Origin of the sequence: Micrococcus sp. CH7 (assembly GCF_001595485.1) — a bacterium.
GTDB classification, from domain to species: domain Bacteria; phylum Actinomycetota; class Actinomycetes; order Actinomycetales; family Micrococcaceae; genus Micrococcus; species Micrococcus luteus.
In genome coordinates this window covers 1-26,395 of record NZ_LOSQ01000001.1, presented here as the reverse complement: position 1 = coordinate 26,395, position 26,395 = coordinate 1, and the positions used below count along the sequence as shown (strand labels likewise).

The window sequence follows — 26,395 nt, the reverse complement described above, 5'->3', positions numbered from 1 at the left end:
CCGCGGGGGTCATAGGGACAGGTCATCCAGGAGCTCGGCAACGGCGGCGCGGCCGGCCTCAGGTGAGAACAGCGACTCCCAGCGGTGCCGCTGGGAATGGGCCACCGTCCCCAGATCGATCGCTCGTACCGCCCGCAAGCAATTCGCGAGCGCGGCAGCGTCCCGCTGCGGAACAACGAAGGGGTGTTCGCTGCCGACCACCTCGGGAACGGCCCCCGCATCGGAAGCCACCACCGGAACGCCCGCGGCCATCGCCTCGGCCGCCACGAGGCCGAAGACCTCGGCACACTGCGACGGCACGGCCAGCACGTCCACGGAGGACAGGAACTCGGCGGTGTCCTGCCAGCCGAGCACCTGGACGTCCTCACCCGCCGCCTTCAGGGCGGTGGCGAGCCGCTCGGCTTCGTCATCCGCCACGAACCGGCTCTCCCCCGCGACGCGGAACACGAAAGCACCCGGGTCGGTCTTCCGCAGCAGCGCGGCGGCCTCCAGCAGGGTGACGATGCCCTTGTCCTCGGACAGCCGGCCGAGGAATCCCACGGTCACCGGCTCATCGGCACCGCGGGCCCGCCCTGCCTGCGGCGCCGTCGGGGCCGGAACCCAGTTGTGGAGCACGCGGGCCCCGCGGATGCGGTCCGCCGCGAACCGGGACGGCACGAGGACCACGAGCGCGCCGGGACGCGCCAGGACGGAGAACACGCGCAAAACCGGCTTCTCGGGCACCTGGTGCAGGTGCACGATCCGGCGCGGCCGTCCGGCCAGCGCCGTCGCCGGCAGCAGCCCGTTGCACCACGCGATGTCGTCCCCGCCTCGGCCACGGTCCCAGGCCCGGAGAGCCCGCATGTACCCCAGGCGTCCGGTCCCACCCATGCGGGCCACGTCGAAGCCGTCCGCGGCGAGGCGATCGGCGGTCTCGGCCGGGTGCGCCGGGGCCGCGACGCCCACGTCTCGCCCGAGCTCGCGCAAGGCCGTGGCGAGGTGGTGGAGCATGACCTCGCCGCCGCCCACCTCGCCCTGGTTCGCCAGGATCCAGATGCGTCCGGTCATCGGGCCGGCTCCAGGGATCGGGGATGTCCGGTCCGCGCGTCCACGACGGAGCGGACGCGGGTCAGCCCCCGCTTGGCCGCGCGGCCGAGGTGCTCCTCACCGTACTTCTGCAGGGCCCAGGCGAGCACGGAGACCACGGCCAAGGCCACGAGCATGGCCATGTTCCGGCCCGCGTACGGCCAGATCGCGTGGATGATGATGTATCCGGGGATGGCGTGGAGGATGTAGAGGGAGTAGCTGATCTTCCCATACCACTGGACAGGGGCCAGGAGCAGCACGGACGTCCTCTTCCGCAACATCACCGTGACTGCGAGGAGCACCACCACGAGGACCTCGAGGGCCAAGGGCATCCCCCGCATGACGAACGTGCTGCCCACCGCGGACCCCGCGGCCGCCGCGACCCAGCCGCGGTGCCGCCCCGTCTGCCGCGCGATGTACAAAGCCATCCCCAGCACGAACAACGGGGCGTACTCGGCCACGGTGGCGTTGTTGAGGAGTTTCACCCACATGGGGTCCCGCTGAGGGTCCGAGCCCACGTGCGGCGCGGTGAACAACACAACGGCCCACGAGATCACCGACCACGCGAGGCTCCCCCACAGCACCACGCGGTCCGAAAGGCGGCAGCGTGTGAGATACAGGAGGACCAGGATGATCACGTAGAACTGCATCTCCACCGCGAGCGTCCAGTAGACGTCCACCACGTTGTCCACGCCGACCCACCGCTGGACCATCGTCAGGTTGACGAGGGCCTGGCCCCACGTGAAGGGGAAGCCGGGCACCGGGTGCAGCAGGAGCAGCACCACGGCGAACACCAGGGAGATCCAGTACGGCGGATAGAGCCGGGCGGCCCGGGAGATGGCGAAGTCGCTCGGCCGGTCGGCCCGCCGGGCGGACATGAAGATGACGAACCCGGAGATGATGAAGAACAGCTGCACGCCCGCCGCACCCCAGGCCGCGTCGTGGAACGCGGCGGGATCCTGCGGATAGTGCGAATTGTGGGCACCTGTGTAGTGCGAGAACACCACGGCCAGCGCCGCGATCCCCCGAAGGCCGTCCAGCTCCCGGAACCGGGGCCCCGGCACTCGCTTCTCGGCCGGAACCACCGAGGCCGCCCCCGGCTCGTTCGGGCTCGCCGCGGTCATCGGGTACCCGCCTTCCCCACCCGGCGCCCGAGCACCTCGAGGGTCGCCTCGGCGGTCGCCCGGGCCATGGTCTTCACGTCGTCCACGCGCACCTCACCCGGGCCGTCGGCGGCGGCACGCACGACGGCGTCGGCGATGGCCGCCGGCGTGGTCTCGCGGACCAGGCGCTCGGGGGGCAGGATCTCCCCGTTGCCGCCCACGTCCGTGGCGACGGCGGGCAGGCCGGCGGCCGCGGCGTCGAGCAGGGTGTAGCTGAGGTTCTCCCACGCGGAGAGCTGCACCAGCACGTCGTGCTCGGCCATGGTCTCCCACGGCTCCACGAAGCCGGGCAGGTCGACCGCATCCGCGACACCGAGGTCCTCGGCCTGCGCACGCAGCGCCGCCGCGAGCGGCCCGGTGCCGGCCAACGTCAACCGCGCCCCGGGGTCGCGCTCCAGCAGGGCGGGCAGTGCGGCGATCAGCCGGTCGAGGTTCTTCTCGGGGGCCAGCCGGGACAGGGAGAGGATCCGCAGCCCTTCCCCCGGTGCGCGCCGCCGCCCCGCGGCCGCGGCGCGCACCGCGGGCACGTCCACGCCGTTGCGCACCACGGTGAGAGGCGCCCCCGCACCCCATTTGCGGCGGAGCACGTCCGCGGTGGACTGCGCCACCGCGATCACGAGGTCCGTGCCGCGCAGCCGGGCGCGGTGCGCGGCGTTCTTCACCCGGGCCGCCGCGGCGCGGTTGTACAGCCCATCGTCCGGGGCGATCCCGTGCTCGGTGCTGAGCAGCGCCGGAGCACCGGGCCGCCGCACGGCCCGCTCCGCGCCCAATGCGGTGAAGGCCGCAAGGTCGGCGTAGGCCAGGTGCGTGTGGACCGCGGCCGGGCGCAGGGTGCGCACCGCCGTCCGGAGCGTGCGCACCGAGGCGGCCAGACCGGCGTCGGGCCCGACGGCCCCGGTGAACACCGCCGCGCCCTGCTCGCGCAGGCGCTCGGCGAGCGGCCCCTCGGGGCAGAGCACCGCCAGACGCAGACCGGGCAGGCCCACGCGCGCGACGTCGAGGACGTGCCGGGCCACGCCGCCGAGGTCGGCGACGGGCACCACCCAGAGCGTCAGCGGGGCCGGGGTGGTCGTCGCGGCCTCGGGGATCACAGCCACTGCTCCAGGCGGTCCAGGGCCGTCCAGAAGCCCTCGCCGTTGTTGATGTGGCCCTGCCAGATCTCCGGGATGAAGCTCACCCCGGGGGCCAGGCGGTCCAGCTGCTCGCACAGCACGGGCCAGTCGACGTCGCCCTCGCCGATCTGCGGTCCCTCCCCGTCCACACCGGTGGCGTCCACGAGGTGCAGGTGGATGGTGTGCGGGGCCAGCTTCTCCACCATCTCCGAGAAGGGGATCCCCAGGAACGTGGCCGAGAGCTTGGAGTGGGAGATGTCCAGGCACAGCGGCACCCCCGTGGCCTCCACGAACGCCACGGTGTCGTCCGGGTCCATGAAGAGGTTGTGGTACTGCTGACCGCCCATCAGCCACGGGAACGGCGGCAGCGTCTGCGCGGCGATCCGGATGCCGGAGGTGTCCAGGCGCTGCACGGCCTCGGCGATGCGCTCGTACTTCGGCAGCCGCTCCTCCGGGCGGATGTGCCGGTCCAGGGTGAACCCGCCCATGGTGATGACCATGATGGGCTCCTCCTCGTTCGGGAACCAGCGCTTCAGGTCCCGGGTGATGTCGATCGTGCGCTGCACCTCGGCGATCGAGCGCTCCCATACGGCGTCGTCGTCGCTGGCCAGATCCACGAGGAAGTCGCCGGAGAAGATGTCCGGCAGGTGGGTGGTGAAGCCCATCGGCATGGGCTCGCGGAACACCGAGTCGATGTCGATCTCGAGGTCCTTGTAGGAGAAGTGAAACTCCAGGAAGTCCGGGGTGCAGTCCTTCGTCAGCGCCTCGACGTCGTGATAGCGCACCGGCAGACCCCAGGGGCGCCGGAACTGGAACTGGCGACCGGTGGGCACCGTGTCCGTGAGGTCGCCGGCGAAGAAGAAGTCGCCCTCGGCCATCTCGCGGTGCAGCGTGCGGCCGACCAGGCGCGGCAGCTCGTTGGGCTGCAGGCCGCGGCCCGGGGACTTCACGGTCACGTCGTCGGCGGTGATCGTGGCGCCGGCCCGCAGCGGACGGGCCGCCACCAGGGACTTGGCCAGGTTGATGCGGTTCATCGCCTCGCCCGTGGAGACCACGCGCTCGGTCCCGACGCCGATCGACTCCTCGATGTCCCGGGTCTGCCGGACCATCTGCGCGAACTCCTCCGGCAGCAGGGAGACCTTGTGGTCGTTGCCCTCGAGCCCGCGGTCCACGGTGAAGTGCTTCTCGATGATCGAGGCCCCGCGGGCCACCGCGGCCAGGGCCACGTGGAAGCCGCGCTCGTGGCCCGAGTAGCCCACCGGCGTCTGCGCGATCTCCGCGAGCCGGTCCAGGTAGGCCAGGTTCACGTCCTTGTAGGGGGCGGGGTACGTGGACTGGGCGTGCAGCATCGCGAAGGGGACGCCGGAGGAGCGCACGAGGGCCACCGACTCGCGGATCTCCTCCTCCCGGGACATGCCGGTGGAGAGCACCATCGGCAGGCCGGAGGCGGCCGCGTCCCGGAGCAGACCGTGGTTCGTCAGGTCCGCCGAGGCGATCTTCACGCCGTCCACCGGGTACTCGCGCAGCACCCGCATGGACGGGGCGTCCCACGGGGTGCACATCAGGGCGACGCCGGCGTCCCGGACGTGGTCGAACACCCGCACCATGTCCTCGGCGGAGAGCGAGAACTTGGCCAGCTCGTCCAGGGTGCGCTGGGCCCCCAGGTCCTCACCGGCGGTGGCCGCACCGGACTGCCGGTACAGGGCGTCCATGTCCCGCAGCTGGAACTTCACGGCATCCGCGCCCGCCTCGACGGCCAGGTCCACGAGACGGCGGGCCAGGTCCACATCGCCCTGGTGGTTGTTGCCGATCTCCGCGATCAGGAACGCCGGGTGGCCCTCCCCGATCCGGTGCCCGCCGATCCGCAGCTCCGCCTCCCGGTTGATCGCCAGGGCTGTCAGGCGGCCGCGCTCGTCCAGGAGCGGCAGGTGCAGCGCCCCGGCGGGCAGGGCCTCGCGCATCTCGGCCGGGGAGGCGCCCAGGGGCGCCGTCGCCGGGTCGCGATGGGCGACGTCGGCCGCGGCCACATCCAGCGACGCCTCCGGATGCGCCACGAGCCAGCGGCGCACATCCCCGTCCGTCAGGGAGCCGACGAGGAAGCCGTGGGAGTCCACCACGAACACGGTGCGCTCGCGGTTGTCGGTCATCTTCTGCAGGGCGGCCAGGAGCGAGTCCTCGGGGAAGACGAGGTAGGGGGTGAGCCTGCGTTCGATGATCACTGCGCGCCTCCGGGGGTGCGGTTCGGGCCGGTGGTGGGGGTCTCGGCGGTGCGCGGGGCACCGAGGTCGGAGCGGTGCCGGAGCACCTTGTGGACCGCCAGGTACTGGTCCATCTGCTGCTCGGCCAGGGCGAAGTCCAGCTCGGTGTCGATGTCCACGCCCTCGAGGTCGTCGAGCTCCAGCAGGCCGATCCGGCCGCCGAGCCGGTTGTGCAGCCGGTCATAGACCCAGGGGCGCGTCACGTAGAGGGACCCGTTCTCGCGGAACCGCAGGTCGGCGCGCGACATGTCCTGCCGGCGCTTGCGCGCCGTGACGTCGAAGTCCGAGATCGGCTCCCCGTCGGGGTCCTCGGCGTGGCGCCACAGGAACGGGGACACCGGGACGACGCCGACCAGCGAGTCCACCCCCGTGTCCCGGAACTGCCGCACGGCGCGGTCCAGGGTGCCGGGCAAGCGCAGCGGGCTCGTGGCCTGGAGCAGCATCACGCCCTCGGGTTCGACGCCGGCCGCGCGCTCGGCCGCGAGCACGTGCTCGATCACGGGCTCGGTGGGGGTCGAGTCCTGGGCCAGGTGGGCCGGACGCAGGCCCGGCACGTCCGCGCCGTAGCGGAGGGCGACCTCGGCGATCTCGGCCGAGTCCGTGGAGACCACCACGTGCAGGTCCTCCTCCGCCTCGAGGGCGGCCTGGATGGTCCAGGCCACGAGCGGGTGGCCGCCCAGGAGGCGGATGTTCTTGCCGGGCAGCCCCCGGGACCCGCCGCGCACGGGGATGACGCACAGGATGCTCACGCGGACTCCTTCCAGACGTGCTCGGCGATCGCGGCCGCGGGGTCCGCGGTCGGCGAGGCCAGGGGCGAGGTGGGCTCCGGGGTGCGGCCGGGCCGCCACCGGGTCATGCCGTAGCGCCGCCAGAACCCCTCGAGCCAGGCGGGCGGGTCCGGGTGGACGGCCCACGCGGGTCTGCCGGCCTGCGCGGCCTCGAGGATCCCGGTGGAGAAGACGGCGGCCACGGGCCCGCGCGTGGCGACGAGGGGCGCCCCGGCGTCGTCGATCCGCACACCGGCCCTGCGCCAGGCCGCGTGCTGGCCGCGGGAGAGGCGGTCCCGCTCGGCCGGGTGGGGGCGGTAGGCGGCGCCGGTGGCCCGCACGTACTGTTCGGCGGCCGCGGCGAAGTCCCGGCGGGGCAGCTCGGCGCCGTGCAGCTGGCCGAGGAACACCCCGGGACCGTCGTCCCCGGCACCCGAGAGCGCGGGCGCGGTCCGGCGGGCCTGCTCCAGCAGCGCCGAGCCCACGGGGACGGACTCCACATCGGCGCGGCCCTGGGTCCACCAGTGCGCGTCGGTGCTCGTGAAGGCGTACAGGGTGGCGTCCTGCGGGACGGGCGGCGTGGACACGGCCAGCAGCCCGTGCTGGACGACGCCGACCCGCGCCCCCCGCTGCCGGGCCCAGCGCACGGCGGCGCGGCCCGAGGGCAGGTACTCCCCCGCCACCAGGACGCGGCGGAGCCCGGACAGGCGATCCGTCACGACGTCGGCGGTGGCGGCGTGCTCCCGGTGGCCCGCGGCCCCGGGCAGGGCGGGTGCGTCTCCGGCGGGCAGCACCCAGCCGACCCCGGTGGCGGCCTCCGGCCGCGCGGTCGCCAGGGCGGCCACGGGCGAGGCCAGCGCGGCCAGCTGCGTCGGGCCGAAGGACTCGAGGGCGACGAGGGTGTGCACGTCCCCCGGCGGCAGGAACAGGCGGGGGGCGCCGTCGCCGGTGGACCGGCGGCGTGCCAGGGCGCCGGCCACGCCGCGCACGGTCGAGCGTGCGGTGTCCGCGGCCCGCCGGGTCAGCGGCCACTGGGCGCGCTGCCACGCGTGCCAGCGCGGCAGGTCCTCGGAGCGCCAGAAGAGGGGCGCATCGGTCATGCCCACCACCCCTGGGCCATGGCCGCCCGGTGCGCGAACGTGTGCTCCGCGTGCGACCGACGGCGGCCGGCCTCCCGGATACGCGCTCCCCAGGCGGGGTCCGCGACGATCCGGCGGCCCAGCTCGATGAGGTGGTCCGCATCCTCGAAGACGAGCACCTCCTCGTCCGGGACGTAGAACTCGGCCACGTCGGCCCGATCGACGAGCTGGAGTCCGCCCATGCCGGGCACCTCGAAGGTCCGCATCGCGTGGCCGGCCTGCAGGCCGTGGATGTTGATGGCGCCCGCGGCGGCCGCCTGCACGGCGTACGCCTCCTCGAGGGGGATGTCCCGTTCGGCCGGCAGGTCCGGCCGGGTCAGCTCCCACGTGCGCAGGCGGTCCACCGGGTGGTGGCTCCACTGACGCCCGTAGGCGCGCACCGGCACCCCGGCCGCGGCCAGGCGGGTGAGCAGCTCCACGCGGTTCGGGTAGCGCGAGCCCACGAAGACCAGTTCGTCACGCCGCGGCACCTGGGGCAGTGCCATCGCCGGGTCGAAGCCGTTGGGCATGTAGTGGGCGTCCACGCCCTCGCCGGCCAGCAGCTCGGCCTCGGAGCGGGCGTAGCTGAGCACCGGCCCGACGGAGCGCAGGAACTCGATCGAGTAGTCGTGCCGCGCGAGGTCGTCGTACAGCCAGAGCATGCGGGGCAGGCCCGCATCGAGGATCTCGGACCAGAAGTCCTCGCCCAGCGAGTCCCCCTTGATGACGAGCACGCGGTCCGGCCGGGCCTCGCGCAGCGCGGCCACGGCCCGCCCCGTGTCCCAGGCGACCCGCGCGGCCGTGCGGTCCACGCCCGCCTTCTGCGGCAGCTCGAGCAGCCCCTTGTTCCGCAGCTTCATCCCGAGCGTGGCGTAGGCGTCGTAGCAGTGCACCGTGACGTCGAAACCCTGGGCCGCCCACGCCGCTGCGATGGAGCGGTGATAGCCGTGGAACGCCGGCGAGACGAGGAACAGCCGTTCCGGTGAGCGGCCGCCCCGCGCGTCGGGCGGGGCCGGCACGGTGTAGCCGGTGGCGCTCATCGGCGCTGTCCCTTCCAGACCAGCGCGTGCTCGTCCCGGAGCACGGCGCGGGCGTCCACGTCCACACCCCGGGCCTGCCGGAGCGCGTTCACGGCGAAGTTCGCCCCCGTCGCCGCGGTGAGCGCGGCCTTGAGGACCCGGGGGTGACCGAACTTCCGGGCGTAGCGGTACCGGGAGTCCACCAGCCAGCCACGTCGGCGCAGCGGATCCGAGGAGCCGTGCAGCCCGTGCGGCACACGGACGGCCGGGACCACGATCGACGGCACGCCGCGCTCGCGCAGGCGGCGCTGCAGGTCGACCTCCTCGGAGTTCATGAAGTACTCCTCGTCGAACCCGCCGACGGCGCGGACCTGCGCCATCGGCAGGAGCAGCACGGCGCCCATCACCCAGTCGACCGCCACGGGCGAGGCGGACCGGGCCGCCGCGACGTCGTGCCCCACGGCCTCGTGAAGCACGTCCAGGTGACGGAAGCGGGCCAGCGGAGTCAGCCACTCGACGGTCTGGTGCAGGACCGTGGGGAAGTGCCGGCCGGACCACTGCGGCGTGCCGTCCTCGTTGACGACCTGCGGGCTGACCACGGCCGGCTGATACGGAGCGGCAGCGGCCACCAGCGCGTCGATCTGCGCCCCCGTGATCTCGGCGTCCGAGTTGAGGACCAGGGCCAGCTCGGTGGTGACCGCGGCCAGGCCGGCGTTCACGTTCGCCCCGAAGCCGCCGTTGCGCTCGCGGCGCACCACGGTCAGACGCGGATCGTGCGCCTCGGGGTACGGGGTGGGCGAGGCGTCGTCCGAGACCACGACGGCGGCCAGCGCGTCCCCGGGATCGGCCAGCAGGCGGTCGACGAGGGCGAGGGTGGGGGCCGGATCGCCGTAGTGCGGGATCACCACGGTGACGGCCGCCGTGGTCGGCTGCGCTGCCATGCGGGCTCCTCCCTCGGCTCAGATGGAGGGCGCACCCAGCGCCCGAGAACCTGCGACGAGTATAGAGAGCGTCTGGCGAGGGCCCGTGCCGTCCGGCGGGGCGGCGCCATGGCCGCCCGCACGGCTCTCAGTACACTGACCGGACGGCCACGGGAGGGAAAGGGTGAGCCATGCCCGGCACCCAGGGGGAGGACGAAGCCATGCGCGAGACGACCGCGTTGCGCATCGGCGCCGGACTCGATGCTATGACGGTCAGCGGCCTCACGGGAGACGAGCGGGCGGAGGTGATCGAGTCCTGGGCCCGATGCGGTGTGGAGGCCGTGGAGTCGCCCGCCGACGCGGATGCGCACCGCGACGCCGGCGCCGCGCGTCCGTGGCTCCAGTGGCACGAGGACCTGGTGTTCCTGGCGACCTCACGGGCGATCGAATCCGCGCGCGGCACCCACCTGATGTTCCACGCGGCGTGCCTCGCCGCACCGGACACCGGGGCGGCGATCGTCCTGGTGGCGGCGTCCGGGACGGGCAAGACGACGGCCACGCGCCGGCTGGGACCCCATTTCGCCTACCTCACCGACGAGACGGCGATCATCGCACCAGACGGCCTGACCGTCACGCCCTACCCCAAACCGCTGTCCCTGCTGGGGTCACGAGGGGTGCGCCCGAAGACCCAGCGAGGCCCGGACGACCTCGGTCTCGGTCCGACCCTCCCCGACGCCCGGCTGGCCCGGATCGCCGTGCTGGACCGCGTGCGGGATCCGGCAGGCCCGGTGACGCCGCGAGCGGAGGCCATAGAACTCGTGGCCGCGCTCGCGGCGCTCGTCCCCCAGACCTCCTCCCTCTCCCTGCTCCCCCGCGGCCTCGTGACGCTCTGCCGTGCGCTCGACGCGGTCGGCGGCGCCCAACGCCTCGTCTACGCCGAAGCCGATGACCTGCGGGGCGTCGTCGACGGCCTGCTGGCGGCCCCGCCCACGCCCGTCACCCCCGCCTGGGAGGCACTCACCGAGGAAGAGCTCTCGGCCTCCGTCGGAGTGGCAACCCCGGGCGCGGTGTCCCGCTGCGCCGTCGACGACGGCATCCTGACCGACCACGGCCGCCTGGTCCTGCTCGCCTCGGACCGCCTGGTCGTGCTCGAAGGTCTGGGCCCGTCCGTCTGGCTCCTGCTGGACGAGCCGCGGACGGCCGCCGACGTGGTGGCCTGCCTCCGCACCGAAGGACCCGTGCCCGAGGACGCCGAGGCCCGGGTGCGGGAGGCGATGGACGCCCTGATCACCGCGCAGCTGGCCACGACCGGCTGAGCCGGCACGGGCGTTCGCTCCCTATGGGGTCTTCCGCAGGCGCCAGAGGAGATCAAATTTCGTCGACTGTGCCTTACGGAGCGCCCGGTAGCGCCACTCCTTCAGGAAGACACCCAAGCCGACGTGTGAGGCTTCCCTGTCATTCACAGCGCGCCATCCCACGTGGTCGTCGTCCTGGATGGACGACTCCCCCTCCCAGCCAGCGAGATTCGGGCGCACGGCAAGGACATCGATGCCCAGTTCGTCCCGATAGAACCCGTGGTAGTCGGCTACCCACCACGGCCTCCCCCCGAAGTCCTCGTCGAGCGCCCGTGTGATGAGACGCGCTGTTGCCCGGGTGACCATGTAGTACCCCGTGCCGGTCAAACCAGCGCCCCAGCGACCGAAGGTCACGACACCAAGGCGGGATGGGTGCCGAAGTCTGCGCGCAAGGAGCGAGAGTTGAACGAAGTGCTCGGACTGGCTCGCGACAGATCGATCGCGCCGCCCGCCCGGCCCGTAGGGATCAGCCAGGATGACGAGGGACGTCGTGGAAACATATGGTGCGATTCTTCGCACCACCGCTTCCGCATCCTCGGCAAACCGCGCGTCGTCTTCCGCGACAAGCAACAGATCACGGTCAGCTCCGGTCTCCTCGGCAAAACTTCGCATGACCCCCATGTGGCTTAGGGTGCAGCCGATCTCACCGGGACGCGGTTCACGCTGGAAAAAGTCCCGGAACCGCTCCACATCGAAACGCTCTGTCACCGAACCCGAACGATTGTCGATGGCGTCGAACACCTCAAAGTCCTCGCCCCCCGGCTGGGCTCGGAACCCGGACAGGCGCGTGCTGTCCGGCAAGGCGATGACGACACGACGGATGATGCGGGACCTCGGAGAGCGCGGCTTGACTGCCACTGATCGCTCACCCCTTTCCCTTCTCCTAGCCGTTGCGTATGCGCCGACCCGACGCCGCCACCACGATGTATCTCAGTGCCCGCCCCAGTGCGTGGGCGGCCAGACGGTCACGAAGACCTCGCCCACGATGTCCTCGCGGGTGACGAAGCGGGCGCAGTCCCCGGCCTGGTCGGCGGGGATGCCGCGGCACGCGATCACGGAGTCGGCCGAGTTCGAGCGGTGGTCGCCGAGCACGAGCATCGAGTCCTCCGGCACGGTGACCGGGCCGAAGCAGCGCGCGGACATCACCTCGGACTCGCAGTCCAGCTCGTCCCGGAGGAACGGCAGGTCGTTGTGGATGTACGGCTCGTCCAGGGGCTCCCCGTCCACCGTGACGGCGCCCTCGGCGGTGCAACACTCCACGGTCTGCCCCGCGGTGCCGACCACGCGCTTGACCAGCGCCTGCTCGTGCGAGCGGCCGATGCCGGTGAGGTCGCCGAACGTGCGGACGGCGTTCTCCACGGCCCCCTCCGACGACGTGGGGGTCGCCCAGTCCTCGTTCGCCGTGAAGACCACCACGTCCTGAGAGTCGGCCATCCCGTCCGGGTAGGCGGTGCGGTTGACCAGCATGCGGTCCCCCACCTCGAGGGTGTTCTCCATCGAGCCGGACGGCACCGAGTACACCTTCACCCACAGGGCCTGCACCACGGCGACGACCGCGAGGGCCACCACCACGTTCAGCAGCAGGGAGGCCCAGAACGGCAGGCGCGGACGGTGAGGCTGCGGCGCGGCCACCGCGCCGCCGTCTTCCCCGTGGGCCGGCTCGACGCGCTCGGCCATGGTCAGGCGACGCCGTCGAAGAGGCTGGTGACCGAGCCGTCCTCGAAGACCTCGCGGATCGCGCGGGCGATCAGCGGGGCGATCGAGAGCACCGTGAGGGTCTCGAAGCGCTTCTCCTCCGGGATGGGCAGGGTGTTGGTCACCACGACCTCACGGGCGCCGCACTCGCCGAGACGCTGGGCGGCCGGGTCCGAGAACACCGCGTGCGTGGCGGCGATGATGACGTCCTTGGCGCCGGCGTCCTTGAGGATCTGCACGGCGCCGGCGATGGTGCCGCCGGTGTCGATCATGTCGTCGATCAGCACGCAGACGCGGCCCTCGACGTCCCCGACCACGGTCTTGGACTCGGCCTTGTTCGGAACGGTGAGGTCCCGGCTCTTGTGCACGAAGCCCAGCGGCACGCCGCCCAGGCGGTCCGCCCACTGCTCCGCCACGCGCACGCGACCGGTGTCCGGGGAGACGACCGTGACCTCCTCGCCCGCCACACTGGAGCGGATGTGGTCCGCCAGCAGCGGGATGGCGAACAGGTGGTCCACCGGGCCGTCGAAGAAGCCCTGGATCTGGGCGGTGTGCAGGTCCACGCTCATCACGCGGGAGGCGCCGGCGGTCTTGTACAGGTCCGCCACGAGACGGGCCGAGATCGGCTCGCGGCCGCGGCCCTTCTTGTCCTGGCGGGCGTACGGGTAGAACGGCGAGACCACCGTGATGCGGCGGGCGGAGGCGCGCTTCATGGAGTCCACCATGATCAGCTGCTCCATGAGGTGGTTGTTCAGCGGCGCCGGGTGCGACTGGATGATGAACACGTCCTTGCCGCGCACCGACTCGCCCGAGCGCACGTAGATCTCGCCGTTGGCGAAGTCGTAGGCGCTCATGGGGAGCAGCTCGGTGCCCAGCTCCTCGGCGATCTCCTGCGCGAGCTCGGGGTGGGCGCGGCCCGTGGCCAGCACCAGTCGCTTGTCTTCGCTGCGGCTCAGCTCCGTCATGACGTCCTCATCATCCTTCGTGGTCTCGCGTTCCAGGGCCGACGGCGTCCGGCGTCGGTGTCGGCCGCCCGGGGCGGCCCGGTCCTCGCACCCATCCTAGGGCGCGAGGGATCAGCCCTGCGTGTCGGGCAGGCAGGGCCGCCGAAGAGGGCTGGCCATCACCACCCCCGACACAGAATTCCACTTCCAGGTTGTCAACCGGCTTCCTTCCTGCCAGACTGGAGACGCGTCAATGACGCAGTAGTCGTGCACAGGCACTGCGAGTCCTACGGCCACCCTCGAGTGGCCGTAGTTGTATGTACGACATGGTGCACATGTGTTTTGTCGACGAAGCGGGCGATGCAGCAGCCTATGGGCCCGCCATACCCGACGCTCCGCCCGCGTTCGTACTGGTCGGGATGACCGTCCCACAGCCGTCCGCAAAGGATCTGACCTGGGGCTTCCGTCAGCTGAAGAAGGAATTCGAGCCGGCGCTTCGACACGTCGCCTTGAGTGACCTCGTCCGTCACGAACTCAAAGGGGCGACCCTCCGCAAGGACATCCGTACGCAGAACCGGAACGGGCGCCGCCGCTCCCTGGGCATCCTCGACAAGACGCTTCGGCTCCTCGAGGACAACAACTGCGTACTGTCAGGGAAGATCGTGATCAAGGAGCCGGAGCTCGCAGTCCAAGACCGGGCGGTCTATGCGAAGGCCGTCCAGTACCTCGCTACAACGCTCGAGGCGGGACTCCAGGCCGCGAATGAACCTGGGCTGCTGATCCTGGACTCACGGACCAAAGTGAAGAACGAAGGCAACGTCCACTCCATCACGACCCAGCGCTTCCGCACGGGCGGAGACGCCTATCCGCACCTGCTCGAGGCGCCGGTTTTCGGGCACAGTGACACCCACGTCCCGCTTCAGATCGTGGACATCGTGGCCAGCGCGCTGGTCTTTCCCATCGCATGCTCAGTGTATTGCCCCACATTGACGTGGTCTCGGCATCTGGCCGGCGCAGAACACTACGACGCGTTGCGCGAGACCTTCGGCCCACGTCTCCAGGCACTGGAGTATCGGTACATCGGGCCCGACGGCCGACGCGTGGGCGGCGTCCACGTGGAAGATCGGCTGGCGCAGCAGCCTACCCACCACTTCTTCCAGGGCGGTCGGGCATGAGCCTGCCGGGTGATGTCCGTCGCCCGGGGCGGGCGTTTCAGGCGTCGGCCGCCCCGGCCGCCTCAGCGGCCTGCGCGGACGTGCTGCCGGGGCGCTTGGCGGGCACCCAGCCCTCGATGGTGCGCTGCGCCACGGCGTTCAGCGCCAGGGCGCCGGCCGGGACGTCGTCGCGGACCACCGCGCCGGCACCGGTGTAGGCGCCGTCGCCCACCGAGACCGGGGCCGTGAACACCGTGTTCGAGCCGGTGCGCACGTGCGCGCCGATCACGGTGCGGTGCTTGGCGACGCCGTCGTAGTTGGCGGTGATGTTGCCGCAGCCGATGTTGGTGTACTCGCCGATCTCGGCGTCCCCGGCGTAGCCCAGGTGGGAGAGCTTGGCACCGCGGCCCACGGTCACGTTCTTGGTCTCGTAGAACGCGCCGATCTTGCCGTCCTCCCCCAGCACCGTGCCCGGGCGCAGGTAGGTGAACGGGCCGACGGTCGCGCCCGCGCCGATCACGGCCTCCGTGGCGTCGGCGCGCTTCACCACGGCGCCCTCCCCCACCTGCGTGTCCGTGAGCGTGGAGTCCGGGCCGACGACGGCGCCCGTGGCCACCGACGTCGCCCCATGCAGCTGGGTGCCGGGCTTGAGCGTGACATCCGAGGCGAGGGAGACGGTGACGTCCACCCACGTGGAGGACGGGTCGACGACCGTGACGCCCTCCTTCATCCAGCCGCGCAGCACGCGGTCGTTGAGCTGGCGGCCCAGGTCGGAGAGCTGCCGCCGGTCGTTGGCGCCCTCGACCTCCCACACGTCGTCCGTGCCCACCGAGGCGACGCGGCCACCCTCGGCGCGGGCCAGGCCGAGCACGTCCGTGAGGTACTTCTCACCCTGCACGTTGTCCGTGGAGATCTCCGGCAGGGTGCGGCGCAGCAGGGCGGCGTCGAAGGCGTAGATGCCGGAGTTGACCTCGCGGATCGCCACGAAGGAGTCGTCCCCCGTGGACTCGGCGTGGGCGAGGGCGTCCTTGTGCTCCATGATCCGCTCCACGAGGCCCTCGGCGTCGCGGACGATGCGGCCGTAGCCCGTGGCGTCCTCGAGGGTGGCGGTGAGCACGGTGACGGCGTTGCCGTCCGATTCGTGGTCCGCGACGAGCCGGGCGAGGGTCTCCGGGGTCAGCAGCGGGACGTCACCGTAGGTCACCACGACGGTGCCCTCGAGGTCCGCGGGCAGGGCGGCCAGGCCCAGCTCGACGGCGCGGCCGGTGCCCGGCACGTCGTCCTGGTCGGCGATCGCCAGCGCGTCGATGCCCAGCTGGGCCGCCACCGTCTCGAGGTGCTCGGCCACGCGGGCCCGCTCGTGTCGGACCACGGCCACGAGGTGCTCCGGCGCGAGCGACCACGCCGCCGCGAGCGCGTGGCCCACGAGGGAGCGCCCCCCGATCGCATGCATGATCTTCGGCGTCGTCGACTTCATGCGGGTGCCCTGGCCCGCGGCCAGGACGATCACGGCGGAGGGACGGGCGGACGGCTGGGACATGGGGGCTCCTGCACCGGTGGGGGTCAGAGGACGGGTGTTCCGCCCCTAGGATTCGAACCTAGACCGCACGGCTCCAAAGGCCGGCGTGCTGCCATTACACCAGGGCGGAGCGCCGAGCCCCAGGGGGCGGCGACGACGGCCCATTCTTCCACACAGGTCGCGCGTATCCAGGGTCAATAGGCACCGTCGGCGGCGACCACGGCCTTGACGGTCCGCCCCAGGATCACGAGGTCGCCCAGGATGGACCAGTTCTCCACGTAGTAGAGGTCCAGGCGGACCGCCTCCTCCCACGGGAGGTCGGACCGGCCGGAGACCTGCCAGAGGCCCGTGATGCCGGGCTGCACCAGGAAGCGGCGGTGCACGTACTGCTCGTAGGCCTCGACCTCGTGCGGCAGGTGGGGCCGCGGGCCCACGAGGGACATGTCCCCCCGCAGCACGTTCACGAGCTGGGGCAGCTCGTCGATGCTGGTGCGGCGGATGAGCTTGCCGACCTTCGTGATGCGCGGGTCGTCCTTCATCTTGAACAGCACGTCCGCATCCCCGCCGTCCGAGACGAGCCGCTGCCGGATCTCCTCGGCGTCCACCACCATGGAGCGGAACTTGAGCATGGTGAACGGCCTGCCGCCGAGACCGATGCGCTCCTGCCGGAACAGCACCGGCCCGCCGTCCGTGGCCTTGACCGCGATCGCGACGGCGATCAGCAGCGGCGAGATGGCAATCAGGCCCAGACCCGACGCGACGACGTCGAACGCCCGCTTGACGAACGCCTTGCCCTCGGAGAGGCGCGGGGTGGAGAGGTGGATGAGCGGCAGACCCGCGAGGGGCTGCGTGTGGAGGCGGGGTCCGGCGACGTCCACGAGGGCGGGCGCCATGATCAGGGAGACGCCGCGCTCCTGCAGCTCCCAGCCCAGTCGGCGGACGTCTCCGGGGACGAACGGGTGGCCCGAGGTGATCACCACGGCTTCGACGTCGCGCTCCTCCACGAGGGCGACCACGTCCTCCACGGTGTCCAGGTCCGTGGAGACCGGTATCGGGAGGTAGTCCTCCCGCCGGGCCTTGTATCCGACGAGAGCCGCCGCCACGGGGGCGTAGCCGGCGCCGGCCTCGGAGTCGAGGGTCTGGAAGATGTGCCGGACGGCCTTCGGGCCGCCGACGAGCAGGAGCCGCCGCCGGAACCTGCCGCGGTGTCGCTGCCGCGCCACCCACCCGCGCACGAGGAACCGGCCCAGCAGGAGCAGGAGGACACCCAGCGGCAGAGCCAGGCCCACGTAGCCGCGCGCCACGTCGAGACCTGCCGCATAGGCGAGGATCGCGAAGGTGCCGAAGAGATAGAGAGTGCCCTGCAGGACCCGCTTGTACTCCTCGCTGCCCGCCCCCAGGATCCGGATGTCCCGCGACCCCTGGATGCTCAGCGCGAGCACCCACGCCGCGCTCAGCGTGAGGCTGATGGTGCCGTAGTCGATGAGTTCGGCGCCGGGGAGGGTGATGCTTCGCGAGGCGCCGAAGCGGAGCTGGGCCGAGACGAAGGTGGCGAGCAGCACCGCGACGAGGTCCACGATGAGGACGAGCAGCGGGAGGCCCCGCTCCCAAGGCCGGCCCAGGACACGGCCGCGGGCGGTCGAGCCCATGCGGAGCGCGGTCGACTCATCACCGGGACTCCCGATCACGCTCTGCTCCTCCGTCCTGACGCGGGGGACGGTCCACGTCATGTGGGTCGGGCATGGTGCTGTGCCCCGGCCCCCGATTGTAGGCCGGAAACAGCCTTCAGCTGTGCCACCTGCCACACTCTCCTGTGCGCGCCCGCCGGTCAGTCCCCTTCGGCGAGTTCAGCGGCCTGCAGCCACTCCTCCTCCAGGACGTCCAGCTGCGCGTCGAGGTCCTTCAGGTCGGCGGAGGCCGCGGTGAGGGCGTCGAAGTCCTGCGCCTGCCCCAGCTCGGCCATCCGCGCCTCGAGGCCGGACCTGCGGTCCCGGAGCCGGGTCATCTGCTTCTCGAGCCGGGCCATCTCCTTGCGGGCCAGCCGACGCTCCGCCTCGGTGGGTCCGGTGTCCTCCTCCGGCCCGCCCATGCCCGCGCACGTCCCGACGACGTCGTTGCGGCCTCGGGCCGCGCCGGCTCCCCGGGCCGGGCCGCCGGCCTCGTCCATCGCGGCGCGCAGCTCGAGGTACTGGTCCACCCCGCCGGGCAGGCCGCGGACCTTGCCGTCCCCGAGCAGGGCGACCTGGTGGTCGGTGACGCGCTCGAGCAGGTAACGGTCATGGGAGACCACCACGAGGGTCCCCGGCCACCCGTCCAGCACGTCCTCGACGGCGGCCAGGGTGTCCGTGTCCAGGTCGTTGGTCGGCTCGTCGAGCATGAGGACGTTGGGCTCGCCCACGAGCAGGCGCAGCAGCTGCAGGCGCCGGCGCTCGCCGCCCGAGAGCTCGGAGACCTGAGTCCACTGCCGGGAGGTGCCGAAGCCGAGCATCTCGAGCAGCTGGCCGGAGGACATCTCGCGGTCACCGACCTGGAAGGACGAGCCTTCGCGGGCCATGACTTCGGCGACGCGCAGGTGGGCGACGTCGTCGAGCTCCTTCACGTCCTGGGTGAGGGTGGCCGAGACCACCGTCTTGCCGCGCTTCACGCGCCCGGAGTCCGGGACGATCCCGCCGTCGAGCAGGCGCAGCAGGGTCGACTTGCCCGCACCGTTGACGCCGACCACGCCGAGCCGCTCGCCGGGCGCCAGGCGCAGGGTGACGTCGTCGAGGATCGGCTTCTCCCCCAGCGTCAGGCTCACGTGCTCGAGGTCGAGGACGTCCTTCCCGAGCCGGGCCGTGGCCATCTTCGCCAGGGACACCGAGTCACGCGGGGCCGGGACGTCCTCGATGATGGCGTTGGCCGCCTCGATGCGGAACTTCGGCTTGGACGTGCGCGCCGGGGCGCCACGGCGCAGCCAGGCGAGCTCCTTCTTCACGAGCTGTTGACGCTTCTGCTCCGTCACCGCCGCCTGCCGGGAGCGCTCCGCTCGCGCGAGCACCCACGCCGCGTAGCCGCCGTCGAACGGGTCCACCGTGGCGTCGTGCACCTCCCACGTGCGCGTGCAGACCTCGTCGAGGAACCACCGGTCGTGGGTGACCACCACGAGGCCGCCGTCGGTGGGGCGCCAGCGCTGCGTCAGGTGGCGGGCGAGCCACGCGACGCCCTCGACGTCCAGGTGGTTGGTGGGCTCGTCGAGGAAGAGGACGTCGTCGTCCCCGGCGAGCAGACGGGCCAGGGCCACGCGACGGCGCTGGCCGCCGGAGAGGCCCCGCACGGACTGCTCGAGGTCGAAGCCGTCGAGGAGTCCGCCCAGGACGTCCCGGACCTTGGGGTCCGAGGCCCACACGTGGTCGTCCACGTCCCCGACCACGGCCTGACGCACGGTGTGCTCCGGGTCGAGCCGGTCCTGCTGGTCCAGCACGCCCACGCGGACGCCGCCGCGGCGGGTGACGCGGCCCGTGTCGGGTTCCTGGAGGCCGGCGAGGATGCGCATGAGCGTGGACTTGCCATCGCCGTTGCGGCCCACGAGTCCGATCCGGTCCCCCTCATCCACGCCGAGGGAGAGGCCCTCGAGGACGGTGCGGGTGCCGAAGGCGATGCCGATGTTCTCGGCGCCGAGCAGGTGGGCCATGGAGGAGGTGGTCCTTTCCGGACGGAGGAGGGGTGGTCGGGTGCGGCGGGGTGCGCCGCCGGGTGTCAGAGCACGTGGGCGCCGGGCACGGGGCCGTGGACGGGGAGGGCGCGCACGCCCGTGCGCTCCTCGATGGCCGAGGCCAGCCGCAGCGCGGAGGCCTCGTCCTGGGCCACGAAGAGCAGGGTGGGGCCGGAGCCGGAGACCATGCCGCGCAGCGCGCCCTCGTCCATACCGAGGTCGAGGACGTCCGAGAGCTCGGGGAACAGGACGACGGCCGGGGTCTGCAGGTCGTTGTCCATGGCGGTGGCGAGTTCGAGCGGGTCGGCCGCGGTGAGGGCCCGCAGGACGGCCTCGTTCACCTCCGGGCGCGTCGGCCCGTCGGGCAGGTGGCCCTCCCGGCGCAGCTCGTCCAGGGTCTGGAACACCACGGGGGTGGACAGCCCGGCGTCCGCCGGGACGAGGACGAGGTGCACCGGGGTGCGAGCCGCGACGGGGGTCAACTCCGCCCCGGTCCCGAGCCCGACGGCGGCGCCGCCCAGCACGCTGAAGGGCACGTCCGCGCCCAGCGGGGCGGCCAGCTCGGCGAGCTCGGCGCGGGTGTGCCCGGTCTCCCACAGGGCGCTGCACGCGAGCAGCGCGGCGGCCGCGTCGGCGGAGCCGCCGCCCATGCCGCCCGCGACCGGGACCTGCTTGGCGACCTCGAGGTGGACGCCGTGGGTGTCAGGATCGAGCCCGAGGGTGCGCCGCAGGTGCGCGGCGGCGCGGTGCGCGAGGTTGCGCTCGTCCCAGGGCACGTCCTGGGTGTCCACCAGACTGATGTGGCGGCCCGACGGGCCGACGGTGATCCTCCCGTCCGTGCGCGTGATCGCCGTGACGGTCTCCCGCAGGCTGACGGCCAGGTACACGGTGGCCACGGGGTGGTAGCCGTCCGCGCCGGGTGGTCCCACCCGCAGGGACAGGTTCACCTTGCCGGGGGCGCTGACCGTGACGTGCCGGGCCGTGGGGTCGAGGCCGAGGCCCTCCGTCGTCATGCGCCCACCTCCTCCGCCGCACGCCGCGGGCCGTGCTCGGCGATCCGCGCGAAGGCCGCGATGTCCAGGGCCTCACCGCGGGCGCGCGGGTCCACGCCGGCGGCCACCAGGGCGTCCTCCGCCGCCTGCGGCGACCCCGCCCAGGAGGCGAGCGCGGCGCGCAGGGTCTTGCGGCGCTGGGCGAAGGCGGCGTCCACCACGGCGAAGACCTCCCGGCGGGACGTGCTGCCCGCCGGCGGCTCGCGCCGGGTGAAGGCGACCAGCCCGGAGTGGATGCGCGGAGCCGGCCAGAACACCTGGGTGCCGATGGTGCCCGCCTTGCGCACGTCCGCGTACCACGCCGCCTTGGCGGACGGCACGCCGTAGACCTTGGAGCCGGGCCCGGCCGCGAGACGGTCCGCGACCTCCTCCTGCACCATCACCAGGCCGTGCCGCAGCCCCGGCAGGACCGCGAGCGCGTGCAGCAGCACGGGCACGGCCACGTTGTAGGGCAGGTTCGCCACGAGCGCGGTGGGGCCGCCGGCGGCGGCGGCGGGCCGGACCTCAGCCAGGGCCTGCTCGCTCAGCGTCATGGCGTCCGCGTGCAGCACGGCGAGGGCGTCCTCGGCCCCGGGGCGGAACTCGGCGGCGGTGAGCGGCAGGCGGGCGGCGGTGACCGGGTCGATCTCGACGGCGGTGACGGCGGCGGCCGCGTCCAGCAGGCCGAGGGTGAGCGAGCCCAGCCCGGGGCCGATCTCCAGCACGTGCTCGTCCGCGGCCACGTCCGCGGCCTGCACGATGCGTCGGATCGTGTTCGGGTCGATCACGAAGTTCTGGCCCCACTGCTTGGTGGGACGCAGGTCCAGCTCGGCGGCGATGCGCCGCACGTCCGCGGCGCTCAGCAGCGGGGCGGGGGCGGGGTGCGGGGAGGGCTGGACCATGCCCGCGAGTCTATCGGGGCGCCGGACGGGGTAGCCTGGACGCAGCGGCGCGGGCTCCGCTCAGGTGGAGAGGTCACCGAGCCGGACGAGCTCGCGGAACTCGGGGCTCGTCTCCTGCAGCCCGGCGAACGTGCCCTGGCCGATGATCCGCCCCTGGTCCATCAGCACGATCTGATCGCAGCGCTTGACCGTGGAGAGACGGTGGGCGACCACGATGACCGTGATCCGTCCGCGCAGCGACTCGATCACCTCGGTGACCCGGCGTTCCGTGAGGTTGTCGAGGGCCGACGTCGCCTCGTCGAGCACGAGGAGGCGGGGCCGCCGGAAGAGCGCGCGCGCGATGCCCAGGCGCTGGCGCTGGCCGCCGGAGACGCCCACGGCCCCTTCGCCGATCACGGTGTCCAGGCCGTCGGGGAGCTCGTCCAGCCACTGCCCCAGCTGGGCTTCGCGCAGCACGCGCTCCACCTCGGCCCGGTCCGCCGTCCCGGCGGCCTCGACGTCCAGGAGCACGTTGTGCAGCACCGTCCCGTTGACCACGGTGACGGACTGCGGGACGAACGCCACGTTGTCCCACCAGCCCCGCGGGTTGGCCTCGAGCTCCACCCCGTCCACGTAGACCCCACCGCACTGGGCGTGGTGGAAGCCGATGACCAGGTCCACCAGGGTGGTCTTGCCGGCACCGCTGCCGCCCACGAAGGCGTACGAGGAGCCGAAGGGGATGCGCAGGTCGATGTCGCGCAGGACCGGTTCGGCCTTGCCGGGGTAGGTGAAGGACGCGTCCCGCACCTCGATGGACTCCTCGAACGTGATGCGCTCGTAGGGCCGGTCCGCCGCGTGCAGGACCGGCTGCGCGGCGGCGAGTTCCGCCGTCGTGCGCTCGAAGGCCGGCCAGGAGGTGCGGATCTCGTTGGTGGTGGCCATGAGCGCGGCCATGGACGGCAGCACGCGGAAGCCGGCCATCGCGAGCAGGGCGAGCGAGCCGAACGCCTCCCCGCCGCGGCCCTGGATGAAGGCCACGGCCACGAGCGCCGCGATGGCGGCCACGAAGGCGACCTCGAGCACGTAGCGCGGCATCATCGTGAGGATCATCTTGAGCCGCGTGGCTTCCGCGCTCTCCGCGCGGGCGGCCCGGTACTCCTCCATGAAGGCCGAGTCGTTGCCGCGGATCTTCACGTCCTTGTAGTTCTCCAGGCCCTGCAGCGCCGCCGTGTTGGCCCGCTCCCCCGTGGTCACCAGGGTCCAGCCCAGACGCGAGGCCGGGCGGCGGATCACCATCTTGATCACCCAGGCGACGGCGAGGAAGTACAGGGCCATCCCGAGCCCCGTCAGAGGCATGGAGACGCCCACCACGACCGCCACCGCGACGAGCGTCACGGCCTCCGTGAGGAACGTGACGGACGCGTTCACCACGCCCGTGTAGGCCATGCTGGAGGTGCCGGTGACGTTGTTGACCAGGGTGCCCACGGTGCGCGTCAGGTGCAGGCCGTAGTCGGCCCGGAGGTAATAGCGCAGCAGCGTGGCGGACGTGCGGATGAGGTTCTGGTTGGTGAACCCCATGGTCCACCAGCGGAACGCGAGCACCAGGATCGCCTTGAGCAGGAAGGCCACCACGATCACGACGGCGAAGGCCACCGTCTGCTCCGGCACCGTCACGGCCCCGAACCGGGCCAGCAGCCCTTCGATCACCGGGGAGCCCAGCTCACCCGAGGTCAGCAGGCTGACCAGCGGGATGATCGAGGCGAGCGCCACCATCTCGAGGCCGGCCACGAGGACGGACCCGAGGACCACGAACACGAGGCGGATCCGCATGGGGCGGTCCACCAGGTACTGCGTTCCCTCGGGCAGCCGGGCTTTGAGGAGTCGGGTCAGCACGTCGCTCATCCTAGGGGCCGGGTCTGGATCGGCTTAGAACGCCCCGTACACCCGGGCGGTGTTCTCGCTCACCGCGCGGGCGAGGGCCGCCACGTCGTCTCCGCGCGTCTCCGCCATGCCCCGCAGTGTGACCGGGACCAGGTAGGGCGCGTTGGGGCGGCCCCGATGCGGATGCGGCGTGAGGAAGGGCGCGTCCGTCTCCACGAGCAGCAGCTCGGCCGGGGCGATCCGCAGCGCCTCGCGCAGCTCGTCGTTGGCCTTGAAGGTGACGGGGCCGGCGAAGGACATGTGCCAGCCGTGCTCGGCGCACGTGCGGGCCAGATCGGGGCCGCCGGAGAAGCAGTGGAACACCACGTGCGGGGGCAGCCCGCCGTCGGCCGCCTCCTCGAGCAGGATCCGGACGACGTCGTCGTGCGCGTCCCGGTCGTGGATCTGCAGGGCCGTGCCGAGTTCGCGGGCGAGTCGGATGTGCCGGCGGAAGGACTCCTGCTGCGCCGCGTGGCCGGCCTCGTCCTGCGTCCGGAAGTAGTCGAGGCCCGTCTCTCCCACCGCGCGCACGCGGGGGTGGCGGGCGAGCTCCGCGATCTGCGCGAACGCCTCCTCGAACTCGCCGCGCTCGGCCAGGCGGGCCGCGTCGTTGGGGTGCAGCGCCACGGCGCCGAGCAGGCGGGGCTCGGCCTCGATCGCCGCGATCGTGAACCGGGCCGAGGCGACGTCGCAGCCCACCTGGACCGCGCCGGTCACGCCCACGGCCTCCGCCGCGTCCATCGCCTGGTGGACGTCCACGCGGACCAGGCCGTCGCGGAAGTCGAGGTGCGTGTGGTTGTCCACGACGGGCACCGGCAGCGGCTCGGGTGCGGGCGGGTACTCGAGACGACGCTTGCGGCCCGACTTCTCCTCGCGGGCGTCCCGGCGCGGGCCGCCGCCGTCGTCGTCCGGCTGCTGGGCGGGGGCGCGGTAGGCGAGGGGGGTCTCGGATGTGTGGGCCATGCACCCCACTCTAGGGAGCCGGGCCCGGGCCCTTGATACGCCCCGGGGGCGGTGCCGGTGGCGTCCGAGACGAACACCACCCGACACCGCCCCCGGAGGACACGGCTCGACGCGAGGGTCAGGCCTTTGCGGCCGCCCACGGGTCGGCGATGCCGATGTACTGCACCGAGGTGTACTCCTCGATGCCCTCGGCGCCGCCCTCGCGGCCCAGGCCCGACTGCTTCACGCCGCCGAACGGCGCGGCCGGGTTGGAGATGACGCCCACGTTGTAGCCCATGAGGCCGAACTCGATGCTCTCGGCCACGCGGTACATCCGGGCCTGATCCTTCGTGAACACGTAGGAGGCGAGGCCGTACTCGGTGTCGTTGGCCATCTCGATGGCCTCCTCCTCGGAGGAGAAGGTCACGATCGGGGCCACCGGGCCGAAGATCTCCTGCTGGAGGATCGGGTTGCCCTTCTCCACCTTGATCGCGGTCGGCGCGTAGAAGTAGCCGTCGCCCTCGATCTTGTGGCCGCCGGTGAGCACCTCGCCGCCGGCCGCCACGGCGTCCTGGACGAGCTGGTCGATGTCGTCGCGCGCGCCCTCGTCCACGATCGGGCCGAGGGTGGACTCCGGGTCGGTGCCGCGCAGGGGCTTGAGCGCCTCGAGCTTGGCCACGAACTTCTGCGTGAACTCCTCGGCCACGTCCTCGTGCACGAGGAAGCGGTTGGCGGCGGTGCAGGCCTCACCCATGTTGCGCATCTTCGCGGCGAAGGCGCCCTCGACGGCGGCGTCCAGGTCAGCGTCCTCGAAGACGATGAGCGGGGCGTTGCCGCCGAGCTCCATCGAGGTGCGCAGCACGTTGTCCGCCGCGTCCTTCATGAGGCGCACACCGACCGGCGTGGAGCCGGTGAAGGACACCTTGCGCAGCCGCCGGTCCTGCAGGATCGGACCGGAGATCGACGAGGCGGAGGAGCCCGCCACGACGTTGAGCACGCCCTTGGGCAGGCCGGCCTCCTGCATCACCTGCGCGAACAGCTGGGTGGTCAGCGGGGTCAGCTTGGCGGCCTTGAGGACCATGGTGCAGCCGGCGGCGACGGCGGGGCCCACCTTGCGGGTGGCCATGGCCAGCGGGAAGTTCCACGGGGTGATCAGCAGGCACGGGCCCACCGGGCGATGGTGCACCTGCATGCGCAGGGTGCCCTCGGGCACGGTGAGGGTGCGGCCGTAGTGGCGGCCGGCCTCCTCGGAGAACCAGCGCAGGAAGCCGTTGCCGTACGTGACCTCGCCGCGGGCCTCGGCGAGCGGCTTGCCCATCTCGAGGGTCATCAGCAGCGCGAAGTCCTCGGCGCGCTCGTTGATCAGGTCGTAGGCGCGGCGCAGGATGTCGGCGCGCTCCTTGGCCGGGGTGCGGGCCCAGTCGGCCTGCGCGGCGCAGGCGGCGTCGAAGGCGGCCATGGCGTCGTCGGAGTTCGCGTCCTGCAGGCTCGCGATGACCTTGCCGGTGGCCGGGTCCTTCACGTCGAAGGTCTTGCCGGAGGAGGCATCGCGCCACTCGCCGTCGATCAGCAGGCCGGTGGGGACGGACTCCAGCAGCGCCTTCTCGCGCTCAGCGGTCACGGTCATGATGCACCTCTTTCGGGGTCGGTGGTCGGAGGCGGCACGCCCCGCGTCCCTCAGGGGAACGGGTGGACGGCCACGGGTATTCCGACGCCGTCCGGCGGCGGTCGGCAGCGGCTCCACGGCTGATCCTAGCTGTTGTGGGTCATGAGGTTCTTGCCACGGGGTACGGGCTGAGATGAGACGAGCGGGCCTCTCCCGCAGGATGGAAGTTCCTCAA

The 26,395-nt window shown here is 72.4% G+C and carries 21 protein-coding genes and 1 tRNA gene; 2 read left to right on the top strand and 20 right to left on the bottom strand.

The genetic code is table 11. The annotated features are described in order from the left end of the window. Positions 1-9: 9 nt before the first annotated feature. From AUV08_RS00110 to AUV08_RS00075, 8 genes are read right to left on the bottom strand one after another with little or no spacing between them, the layout of a single operon-like run. Entirely contained in the window at positions 10-1,047 is a 1,038-nt protein-coding gene (locus tag AUV08_RS00110) for a glycosyltransferase family 4 protein (protein ID WP_061867425.1), read from the bottom strand. Then, positions 1,044-2,189 (bottom strand): acyltransferase, encoded by a 1,146-nt coding sequence (locus AUV08_RS00105; protein WP_061867426.1) that lies wholly within the window; start codon positions 2,187-2,189, stop codon positions 1,044-1,046. Before AUV08_RS00105 ends, AUV08_RS00110 begins: the two co-directional genes overlap by 4 nt. After that, positions 2,186-3,325, bottom strand: a complete 1,140-nt coding sequence (locus AUV08_RS00100) for a glycosyltransferase (protein WP_231862093.1) — start codon at positions 3,323-3,325, stop codon at positions 2,186-2,188. The genes AUV08_RS00105 and AUV08_RS00100 overlap by 4 nt, the downstream gene beginning before the upstream one ends. Continuing rightward, on the bottom strand, positions 3,316-5,559 hold the full coding sequence (locus tag AUV08_RS00095) for an N-acetylneuraminate synthase family protein (RefSeq protein ID WP_061873021.1): 2,244 nt from the start codon (positions 5,557-5,559) through the stop codon (positions 3,316-3,318). The genes AUV08_RS00100 and AUV08_RS00095 overlap by 10 nt, the downstream gene beginning before the upstream one ends. Continuing rightward, positions 5,556-6,347, bottom strand: a complete 792-nt coding sequence (locus AUV08_RS00090; RefSeq protein WP_061867428.1) for a cytidylyltransferase domain-containing protein — start codon at positions 6,345-6,347, stop codon at positions 5,556-5,558. The genes AUV08_RS00095 and AUV08_RS00090 overlap by 4 nt, the downstream gene beginning before the upstream one ends. After that, a complete protein-coding gene (locus AUV08_RS00085) occupies positions 6,344-7,465 on the bottom strand; it encodes a hypothetical protein (protein ID WP_061867429.1) in 1,122 nt (373 codons plus the stop codon). Before AUV08_RS00085 ends, AUV08_RS00090 begins: the two co-directional genes overlap by 4 nt. Then, positions 7,462-8,523, bottom strand: coding sequence for a glycosyltransferase (locus AUV08_RS00080; protein ID WP_061867430.1), 1,062 nt, complete (start codon positions 8,521-8,523; stop codon positions 7,462-7,464). Before AUV08_RS00080 ends, AUV08_RS00085 begins: the two co-directional genes overlap by 4 nt. Then, positions 8,520-9,443: a glycosyltransferase family 2 protein gene (locus AUV08_RS00075; RefSeq protein WP_061867431.1), complete on the bottom strand. Its 924-nt coding sequence runs from the start codon at positions 9,441-9,443 to the stop codon at positions 8,520-8,522. Before AUV08_RS00075 ends, AUV08_RS00080 begins: the two co-directional genes overlap by 4 nt. 170 nt (positions 9,444-9,613) lie before the next feature. Between AUV08_RS00075 and AUV08_RS00070 the strand changes: the two genes are divergently transcribed. After that, a complete protein-coding gene (locus AUV08_RS00070; RefSeq protein WP_061867432.1) occupies positions 9,614-10,738 on the top strand; it encodes a PqqD family peptide modification chaperone in 1,125 nt (374 codons plus the stop codon). A 21-nt stretch (positions 10,739-10,759) separates the two neighbouring features. On the opposite strand, the gene AUV08_RS00065 is transcribed toward AUV08_RS00070, so the two are convergent. The 3 genes from AUV08_RS00065 to AUV08_RS00055 form a co-directional block, all read right to left on the bottom strand. Next, the gene (locus AUV08_RS00065; protein ID WP_061867433.1) at positions 10,760-11,635 is read right to left on the bottom strand and encodes a glycosyltransferase family 25 protein; all 876 of its coding nucleotides are present in this window, start codon (positions 11,633-11,635) and stop codon (positions 10,760-10,762) included. Positions 11,636-11,707: 72 nt separating this feature from the next. Continuing rightward, positions 11,708-12,454 (bottom strand): signal peptidase I, encoded by a 747-nt coding sequence (gene lepB / locus AUV08_RS00060; RefSeq protein WP_061867434.1) that lies wholly within the window; start codon positions 12,452-12,454, stop codon positions 11,708-11,710. Between the two features lie 2 nt (positions 12,455-12,456). Next, on the bottom strand, positions 12,457-13,437 hold the full coding sequence (locus AUV08_RS00055) for a ribose-phosphate diphosphokinase (RefSeq protein WP_061867435.1): 981 nt from the start codon (positions 13,435-13,437) through the stop codon (positions 12,457-12,459). A gap of 305 nt (positions 13,438-13,742) precedes the next feature. Here AUV08_RS00055 and AUV08_RS00050 point away from each other — a divergent pair, with 305 nt between their 5' ends. Next, positions 13,743-14,591 (top strand): DUF3800 domain-containing protein, encoded by an 849-nt coding sequence (locus AUV08_RS00050; RefSeq protein ID WP_197463612.1) that lies wholly within the window; start codon positions 13,743-13,745, stop codon positions 14,589-14,591. A 37-nt stretch (positions 14,592-14,628) separates the two neighbouring features. On the opposite strand, the gene glmU is transcribed toward AUV08_RS00050, so the two are convergent. The 9 genes from glmU to AUV08_RS00005 all read right to left on the bottom strand — a co-directional run bounded on the left by glmU (position 14,629) and on the right by AUV08_RS00005 (position 26,181). Beyond that, a complete protein-coding gene (glmU, locus tag AUV08_RS00045) occupies positions 14,629-16,110 on the bottom strand; it encodes a bifunctional UDP-N-acetylglucosamine diphosphorylase/glucosamine-1-phosphate N-acetyltransferase GlmU (RefSeq protein ID WP_061867437.1) in 1,482 nt (493 codons plus the stop codon). Between the two features lie 37 nt (positions 16,111-16,147). After that, a tRNA-Gln gene (locus AUV08_RS00040) sits at positions 16,148-16,219 on the bottom strand. A 64-nt stretch (positions 16,220-16,283) separates the two neighbouring features. Next, entirely contained in the window at positions 16,284-17,777 is a 1,494-nt protein-coding gene (locus AUV08_RS00035) for a sugar transferase (RefSeq protein WP_061867438.1), read from the bottom strand. Positions 17,778-17,917: 140 nt separating this feature from the next. Beyond that, positions 17,918-19,759, bottom strand: a complete 1,842-nt coding sequence (locus AUV08_RS00030; RefSeq protein WP_061867439.1) for an ABC-F family ATP-binding cassette domain-containing protein — start codon at positions 19,757-19,759, stop codon at positions 17,918-17,920. A gap of 65 nt (positions 19,760-19,824) precedes the next feature. Further along, positions 19,825-20,793, bottom strand: a complete 969-nt coding sequence (locus AUV08_RS00025) for a 4-(cytidine 5'-diphospho)-2-C-methyl-D-erythritol kinase (protein WP_061867440.1) — start codon at positions 20,791-20,793, stop codon at positions 19,825-19,827. Further along, on the bottom strand, positions 20,790-21,713 hold the full coding sequence (rsmA, locus tag AUV08_RS00020; RefSeq protein WP_061867441.1) for a 16S rRNA (adenine(1518)-N(6)/adenine(1519)-N(6))-dimethyltransferase RsmA: 924 nt from the start codon (positions 21,711-21,713) through the stop codon (positions 20,790-20,792). Before rsmA ends, AUV08_RS00025 begins: the two co-directional genes overlap by 4 nt. A 60-nt stretch (positions 21,714-21,773) precedes the next feature. Then, positions 21,774-23,594, bottom strand: coding sequence for an ABC transporter ATP-binding protein (locus tag AUV08_RS00015; protein WP_231865112.1), 1,821 nt, complete (start codon positions 23,592-23,594; stop codon positions 21,774-21,776). Between the two features lie 24 nt (positions 23,595-23,618). Next, entirely contained in the window at positions 23,619-24,575 is a 957-nt protein-coding gene (locus AUV08_RS00010) for a TatD family hydrolase (RefSeq protein WP_061867443.1), read from the bottom strand. A 118-nt stretch (positions 24,576-24,693) separates the two neighbouring features. Continuing rightward, positions 24,694-26,181 (bottom strand): NAD-dependent succinate-semialdehyde dehydrogenase, encoded by a 1,488-nt coding sequence (locus tag AUV08_RS00005; protein ID WP_060775308.1) that lies wholly within the window; start codon positions 26,179-26,181, stop codon positions 24,694-24,696. Positions 26,182-26,395: the final 214 nt, after the last annotated feature.